This is a genomic window from Streptomyces sp., assembly GCF_035563135.1.
In the GTDB taxonomy this organism is placed as follows: Bacteria; Actinomycetota; Actinomycetes; order Streptomycetales; family Streptomycetaceae; genus Streptomyces.
The window spans coordinates 1-7,852 of record NZ_DATMVN010000787.1 but is presented as its reverse complement, the minus strand read 5'-3'; the positions used below and the strand labels follow the sequence as shown (position 1 = coordinate 7,852).

The window sequence follows — 7,852 nt, the reverse complement described above, 5'->3', positions numbered from 1 at the left end:
CCGCCCCCGGCGTCTGTGCCGCCCTCGCGGTCCTGGTGTTCCTGACCGCCTTCCTCGCCGCCGCGTTCCCGCGGGCCGTGGACGCGTACGGGGCGAAGGCGCTGCGCCACGACATCACGACCGCCCCTCCCGGGCAGAGCGTCCTCGAAGTGACGACGCCGCCGCCCTCCCTCGCCGCGCCGCGTCCGGTGCGGGAGCAGGCCATGAGGGAGGAGTCACTGGCCGGCGGCGACCGCACGCTGGTGAAGGCGCTTCCCGCACCTCTGCGCACGGATCCGCGGCTCTCCTCCTACGGGGTGCACACGACGAAGCCGATCGTCGCCCAGGAGCCCTGGCTGCCCCGTCCCGACGCGATGCCCCCGCAGCTGCATTACGCCGTCCCGTCGGCGCTCGGCGAACACAGCAGGCTGGCTGCGGGCCGCTGGCCCGTCGCGCGCGGCGAGGGGGCCGCCGGCACCGGCGAGGTGGAGGCGGCCGTCACCGAGGAGACCGCGGCGGAGCTGAGGATGAAGCCGGGTTCCACGCTCGCGGTGCCCACCCAGAGCGGGAAGCCGCTGACCGTGCGGATCACGGGCCTGGTGAGACCGCTGCACCCGGAGAGCGGCTACTGGGCGGTCGATCCCCTCTACCGCGCCCCGTCGCTGATCCAGGACCCGGGTTCCCCGACGCCGGTCCTCTACTGGACGGCGACCCTGCTCCTGGCGGAGGACACCGGGCCGGCGCTGCTGGACACGACGGGTGAGCCCGAGCTGTACTGGCGCCTCGCTCCGGACGCCACCGGCCTCACCGCGGCCGACGCCCCCCGGCTGCGGGACGCCGTCGCCACGCTGGAGAACGGCCCCGGGCTGCTGAAGCTGCGTGCCGCAGTGGGGCCCAACACGACGGTCACCACGCACCTGGACGCGATCCTCGGCGCCTACACGGCGATGCGCACCGCCATCGCCCCCGTCGTCACGGTCGCAGCGGTCGGGATCGGGGCGGTCGCCGCCGTCGTCCTCCTGATGACGGGCGGGCTGATCAGCGCCCGCCGTCACCAGGAGCTGGCCCTGCTGCGTGCCCGCGGAGGCTCGCTGCGGGGCATCGGCGGGCGGCTGCTGGCAGAGACGGCGGTGGCCGTGCTGCCCGCGGCGGCGCTCGGTCTGCTGCCGGCCGTGCTGCTCGTCCGCGAGGCCCGGTTGCTGCCCGCCCTGGCCGGTGCCGCCGCCGTCGCGGTGCTCGTCTGCGCGGCACTGCCCCTCCGTACGGCCGTGCAGCACCGCAGGCCACTGCTGCACGGCGCCCGCGACGACCTGGCGGACTCCAGGCCCAGCAGGCGCCGTACGGTCGTCGAGCTGACCGTGCTGGTCCTCGCGGCCGGCGCGGTCGCGGCGCTGCGCCGCCGGGGTACGTCGTCGGGCTCGGGCGTCGATCTGCTGGTCAGTGCCGCGCCCGTCCTGGTGGGGCTGATCGCCGCGCTCGTGCTCGTACGGCTGTATCCGCTGCCCCTGCGGCTGGCGGCCCGGCCCGTGGCGCGGCTGCGGGGGGCGGTCGGCTTCCTGTCGCTGGCCCGGGCGGGCCGGGCCTCGTCGAGCGGCACGCTGCCCCTGCTGGCCCTGCTGATCGCGCTGACCACGGCGGCGTTCGGCGGCTCGGTCCTCGCGGGGGTCGCGGACGCCCGCGACGACGCGGCGCTGCGGGCCGTCGGCGCGGACGCCCGGATCAGCGGGGAGGGCGGGCTCTCCCCGGTGCCGGAGGGCACCGTCCGCCGGGTGCGGGCGGTGGACGGCGTCCAGGACGTCACACCCGTGCGCATCGAGTACGGGACCCCGCTGGCGTCCGCCCGGGACACCAGGTCGGACACGAAGCGTGCGACCCTGCTGGGCGTCGAGCCGGAGTCGTACGCACGACTGGCGCGCGGCACCGGGCTGCCGGCCTTCCCCACGGCCCCGCTGAGGAGCGGGCCGGGGCGGGACGGGGTGCTTCCCGCGATCGTGTCGCCCGCCCTCGCGGAGCAGCTCGGTGAGCGGCCCCGCACCGTCCGGTCGCAGGCGGGGGACCTCACGGTGCGGGTGGCCGGGGTGATCTCGCGCACCTCCGCGGTGAGCGATGCGGAGTTCCTGGTCGTCGACGCGAAAGGGCTCGCGCCCGGGGATCCCACGACACTGCTGGTCACCGGATCCTCGCTCGACGGGCAGGAGCTGCGGGCCGCCGCGCGTGAGGCGGGGCCGGGGTTCGGGGTGCGGCTGCGGACCGCGGAGCGCGAGAGGTTCGTGGACACCCCGATGCAGACGGGTGCCGAAGGGATCTACGGGGCGGCCGTCGTGGCGGGCGCCGGTTACGCGCTGCTCGCCGTGCTTCTCTCCCTGCTGCAGACCGCACCGGAGCGCACCACGCTCCTGGCCCGGCTGCGCACCATGGGGCTCACCACCCGCCAGGGACGGCGGCTGCTCGCGTGCGAGGCGATGCCGCAGGCGCTGATGGCCGCGTTCGGCGGGCTCCTCGTCGGCTGGGCGACCATCGCCCTGCTGGCGCCCGGTATCGACCTGGGCGCGCTGGCACTGGCCGGCGGTGACCCCTCGGCACCGCACACCGCTTCGTTGCGTGCCGACATCCGGTCGCTGGTCCTCCCGGCGGCCGGTGTGGTCCTCCTCGCCGCCGCCGTGGCCGGTGTCCAGGCGTGGTGGGCGAGCCGTCGTGGATCGATCAAGGAACTCAGGGCAGGAGACACCCGGTGACATCGTCGACACAGACCACCCTGGCGGAACTCGAACAGCGGGCCGCCGCACGCCGGGACCGGCCGTCGTACGGGCATGACGCCCTGATCGCCTGCGACCGGCTGGTGCGCGTCTTCTCCGCGGACGGGGTGGAGGTACAGGCGCTCCAAGGGCTCGACCTGCTGGTCGCCCGGGGTGAGCTGATGGCTCTGGTCGGTGCGTCGGGCAGCGGGAAGTCGACCCTGATGAACATCCTGGCCGGCCTGGACGTCCCCACGGCCGGGTCGGCGAAGGTGGCGGGCTGCGACCTGCTGGCGATGGGGCAGAAGGAGCGGCTGCGCTACCGCCGCGACATCGTCGGCTTCGTGTGGCAGCAGACCTCCCGCAATCTGCTGTCGTACCTGACCGCCGTACAGAACGTCACGCTCCCCATGCAGCTGCGCGGCGGCCGGAAGCGCGAACGGGCCGCACGGGCCGAGTCGTTGCTGGAGATGCTGGAGGTCGCGGACTGCCGCGACCGCCGTCCCGCCCAGATGTCCGGCGGCCAGCAGCAGCGGGTGGCGATCGCGGTGGCCCTGGCGAACATGCCTTCGGTGCTGCTCGCCGACGAGCCGACCGGTGAGCTGGACTCTGCGACCGGTGAGCAGGTGTTCGCCGCGTTCCGCCGTGCCAACGAGGAACTCGGCACGACGATCGTGATCGTCACCCACGACCAGGCGGTGGCGGACGAGGTGCGCCGCACGGTCGCGATCCGCGACGGCCGTACGTCGTCCGAGGTGCTGCGGCGCACCGAGGTGGACGCCGCGACGGGGCAGGAGTCCCAGGTGGCGCGGGAGTACGCGATGCTCGACCGGGCGGGCCGGCTGCAACTGCCCGCGGACTACACCGAGGCGCTGGGGATGGAGCACCGGGTGATGCTGGAGCTGGAGCGGGACCACATCGGGGTGTGGCCGGACGCGCCGAAGGAGTAGGCCCCCCTCGAAGAGGCCTCCGCACACCCCTCGAAGAGGCCTCCGGGCGCCCTACGAAAAGGCCTTCGAACGCCTCGCCAAGAGGTCTTCGGACGCTCCTCGACGAGGTCTTCAGGCGGTGCCGACCGTCACGGCGAGCGTGCCGAGGCCGCCCCCCGGACCGCGCAGGGCGATCGAGCCGAACGGCGTGCGCAGCCGCAGCCAGGCACCGGCCGCGAGCAGCGCGACGGGGAAGCCGGGGGCCGGGCGCAGGAAGCCCAGGGACTGGGCGGCGTGCACGGCACGCAGCGGGAGCCCCGTGCCGCCGACCGTCCGGGACCAGATGTCGCGGCCGATCAGGTCGCGTTCCGCCCGGGTACGCCGGTCCTCGGGCAGTGCCGCGTCGCGGGCCCGGAATTCGGCCACGGCATCGGCGAGCCCGGTGCACAGGTCGACGGGGCCCGGCAGTCCGGGGCGCTCCTGCCAGCCGCCGCGCGGCGGCAGCAGGCCGGCCCACGGCGGCCCGGTGACGGGCGTCGGCAGGGCGCTCAGGCCGGCCGCCGCGTCGTCCCCGTCCGTGTTCAGCGCTTCGAGGAGTTCACCGGCCGAGACCGTGACGTCGAAGGTGTGGGACCCGGCCAGCCGGACCGTCCGGATCGCGAGGACCTCGAACGACGGCGGCCTGCCGAAGACGGCCAGCGCGCCGCCGCCCGCCTGGAGGCGGACGGCGGCGGCCCGGTCGTAGTGCAGCAGCCGGCCGAGGAAGGCGGCGAGATCCGCGGCCTCCCTCGCGTCGGCGAACCGCAGCGACCGTACGGGCACTGTCATGCGACGGCGGGCTCCTGGTCGAGGTACTCCTGCAGGAAGAGCTTCTCCTCGGCGGTGATCCGCCGGGGCCGCTCCTCGGCCAGGTTGTAGGGCACGACGATCGTCGATGCCCGTACGTACACCTGCTCGGGGTCCTTGACCTCGTAGGCGATCGTCAGCGACGCCGCGGTGATCTTCGTGACCCATGACTCGATGGTCACCGGCGCGTGCCGGTGGACCAGCGGCCGCACGTAGTCGATCTCGTGCCGGGCCACGACGGAACCGCCGGAGAAGGACGGCGAACCGTCCCCCGGCGCCAGCCGGAACATGAAGTCGATGCGCGCCTCCTCCAGGTAGCGGAGGAAGACCACGTTGTTCACGTGGCCGAAGGCATCCATGTCCGACCAGCGCAGCGGGCAGCTGTAGATGTGACGGGCCAAGTCGATCAGCCTCGCGTGAGCTTCTTGTACGTGGCACGGTGCGGGCGGGCCGCGTCCGCGCCGAGGCGCTCGATCTTGTTCTTCTCGTACGACTCGAAGTTGCCCTCGAACCAGTACCACTTGGAGTCGCCCTCGTACGCCAGGATGTGCGTGGCGACGCGGTCCAGGAACCAGCGGTCGTGGGAGATGACCACAGCGGCTCCGGGGAACTCCAGCAGCGCGTTCTCGAGCGAGGACAGGGTCTCGACGTCGAGGTCGTTGGTGGGCTCGTCGAGGAGCAGCAGGTTGCCGCCCTCCTTGAGCGTCAGCGCCAGGTTGAGGCGGTTGCGCTCACCACCGGACAGGACGCCGGCCGGCTTCTGCTGGTCCGGGCCCTTGAAGCCGAACGCGGAGACGTACGCCCGCGAGGGCATCTCGACCTGGCCGACGTTGATGTAGTCCAGCTCGTCCGACACGACGGCCCAGAGGGTCTTCTTCGGGTCGATGTTGGCGCGGGACTGGTCGACGTAGGAGATCTTGACCGTGTCGCCGACCTTGATGGCGCCGGAGTCGGGGGTCTCCAGGCCCTGGATCATCTTGAACAGCGTGGTCTTGCCCGCGCCGTTCGGACCGATGACGCCGACGATGCCGTTGCGCGGCAGCGTGAACGACAGGTCGTCGATGAGGACCTTGTCGCCGAAGGCCTTCGAGAGGTTCTCGACCTCGACGACGATGGAACCGAGCCGCGGGCCCGGCGGGATCTGGATCTCCTCGAAGTCCAGCTTCCGCATCTTGTCCGCCTCGGCCGCCATCTCCTCGTACCGGGCGAGACGCGCCTTGGACTTGGTCTGACGGCCCTTGGCGTTGGAGCGGACCCACTCCAGCTCTTCCTTGAGCCGCTTGGCGCGCTTCTCGTCCTTGCGGCCCTCGACCTTGAGGCGGGCGGCCTTCTTGTCGAGGTAGGTGGAGTAGTTGCCCTCGTAGGGCAGCGCGCGGCCCCGGTCGAGTTCGAGGATCCACTCGGCGACGTTGTTCAGGAAGTACCGGTCGTGCGTGACGGCGACGACGGCGCCCGCGTACTTCGAGAGGTGCTGCTCCAGCCAGTTCACCGACTCGGCGTCGAGGTGGTTGGTGGGCTCGTCGAGGAGGAGCAGGTCCGGGGCCTCGATGAGGAGCTTGCAGAGCGCCACGCGGCGCTTCTCGCCACCGGAGAGGTTCACCACGGGCCAGTCGCCGGGCGGGCAGCCCAGGGCGTCCATGGCCTGCTCCAGCTGGGCGTCGAGGTCCCACGCGTTCGCGTGGTCCAGGTCCTCCTGGAGCTTGCCCATCTCGTCCATGAGCGCGTCGGAGTAGTCGGTCGCCATGAGCTCGGCGACCTCGTTGAAGCGCTTGAGCTTGCCCATGATCTCGGCGGCGCCGTCCTGGACGTTCTCCAGGACGGTCTTGCTCTCGTCGAGTTCCGGCTCCTGCATGAGGATGCCGACGCTGAACCCGGGCGACAGGAAGGCGTCGCCGTTGGACGGCTGCTCCAGGCCCGCCATGATCTTCAGCACCGTGGACTTACCGGCACCGTTGGGCCCCACGACACCGATCTTCGCGCCGGGCAGGAAGTTCAGGGTGACGTCATCGAGAATCACCTTGTCGCCGTGCGCCTTGCGCGTCTTGCGCATGGTGTAGATGAACTCAGCCAAGAGAAACCGTCCGGCAGCAATAGAGGTGTGGGCAGATACACCCATCTTGCCTGACGCACGCGCCCGGACGGAAACCAGTCCGGCCCCCGGAACGGTCCCGGCACCGTCCGTCCGGGCCGCCGGGCACGGCCCGGTGACGCGAAAGGCCTGGCACGGGGGTCCGTACCAGGCCTTTCACCGGCGCCTTCCCGCTGCGCCCGTGCTCAGTCACTCACCGCTGCCCTGCGGCTTCTTCCGGCGGAGCAGGAAGACCGCGCCGCCGCCGAGGACGACGAGGGCGATGGCGACACCCGCGATGACCGGGGTGGCGCTGGAACCGCCGGTCGCGGCGAGGTCACCCTCGGCACCCGCGGTGCCGATGCCGGTCCCGGCGGGCACGGGCTCGGCGCCGCTCTGGGTGGTGATGTCGTCGCCCGGAGCGGGGGCGCCGGCGGTCGCGCAGTCCAGCACGCCCCTGAAGTTCTTGCTGAAGCCGCCGGGGACGGTGATCGTGAAGTCGTACGCCTGGTCCTCGGCGACCGGGATCGTCACCGTGCGGGTCTCACCGGCCGCGATGGTGTGCTCGGTGCCGGCCAGCTCGAAGGTGAACGCCTCGTCGCCCTCGTTGCCCGCCGTGATGTCCACGCCGCCCTTGGCGCAGTTCTTCCGCGCGGTGAGCGCGGGCACCGCGCCCTTCTCCGCCCAGGTGGCGCTCGCCGTCGCGCTGACCGTGGACTCGCTGGAGCCAGCGAGGATCATGGTCTGGCTCTTGGTCAGCCCGGCGAAGACCCGGCCCACGGGCACGGACGTGGTGGCCTGGACGGTCAGCGAGGCCGAGCCGTCCGCAGCGCCCTCGGGGATGTCGAAGTAGAGGCCGGAGCCGTCGGTCGCCTCGGTGACGGGCTTGCCGTCCTTGTCGGTGACCTTCACCCCGCCTGCGGCGGCGTCGGCGGGCGGGGTCACGGAGACCTGGCCGGCGTCGGTACGGACGGTGACCGGGCCGACCCGCTCACCGGCCTTGCCGGAGACCGCGGCGGGCTCCAGGGCCACGGAGGCCTTGGGCTCCGCGACGCTCTGCGCCGTCTTCTCGAGCCAGTCGGCCAGCTTCTCCGCGTGCGCGTCCTTGGCCTCGACATCGGCCTTGTCCGAGAAGCGCCAGATCGCGACCTGGGTGCCCGCGGCCGCCGTCTTCGGGGTGAGCGGCCCGGTGCCGGCCTCGTCGGCGAGCTCTGCGAGGTCGTCGACCTGCGGGTACGAGTGCTGCAGGATCCAGCGGATCTTGCCGGCGCTCCCGTTGGCGCCGAGCGAGGTCT

The 7,852-nt window shown here is 72.6% G+C and carries 6 protein-coding genes; 2 read left to right on the top strand and 4 right to left on the bottom strand.

Annotation, left to right across the window (positions count from 1 at the left end; translation table 11 throughout):
- Both VN520_RS35110 and VN520_RS35105 read left to right on the top strand, forming a co-directional pair.
- On the top strand, positions 1-2,714 hold a 2,714-nt coding region (locus tag VN520_RS35110; protein WP_325751002.1), incomplete at its 5' end, for an FtsX-like permease family protein.
- Complete coding sequence (locus tag VN520_RS35105) at positions 2,711-3,664, top strand: ABC transporter ATP-binding protein (RefSeq protein ID WP_325751001.1); 954 nt, start codon at positions 2,711-2,713, stop codon at positions 3,662-3,664. The genes VN520_RS35110 and VN520_RS35105, both read left to right, overlap by 4 nt.
- 111 nt (positions 3,665-3,775) lie before the next feature.
- On the opposite strand, the gene VN520_RS35100 is transcribed toward VN520_RS35105, so the two are convergent.
- The 4 genes from VN520_RS35100 to VN520_RS35085 all read right to left on the bottom strand — a co-directional run.
- Positions 3,776-4,471 carry a hypothetical protein gene (locus tag VN520_RS35100; protein WP_325751000.1) on the bottom strand — a complete coding sequence of 232 codons (696 nt, stop codon included), beginning with the start codon at positions 4,469-4,471 and terminating at the stop codon, positions 3,776-3,778.
- Positions 4,468-4,890, bottom strand: coding sequence for a thioesterase family protein (locus VN520_RS35095; RefSeq protein WP_325750999.1), 423 nt, complete (start codon positions 4,888-4,890; stop codon positions 4,468-4,470). The genes VN520_RS35100 and VN520_RS35095 overlap by 4 nt, the downstream gene beginning before the upstream one ends.
- Positions 4,891-4,895: 5 nt before the next feature.
- On the bottom strand, positions 4,896-6,560 hold the full coding sequence (gene ettA, locus VN520_RS35090) for an energy-dependent translational throttle protein EttA (protein WP_325750998.1): 1,665 nt from the start codon (positions 6,558-6,560) through the stop codon (positions 4,896-4,898).
- Positions 6,561-6,767: 207 nt separating this feature from the next.
- A partial coding sequence (locus tag VN520_RS35085; protein ID WP_325750997.1) for an LAETG motif-containing sortase-dependent surface protein occupies positions 6,768-7,852 on the bottom strand: 1,085 nt, incomplete at its 5' end.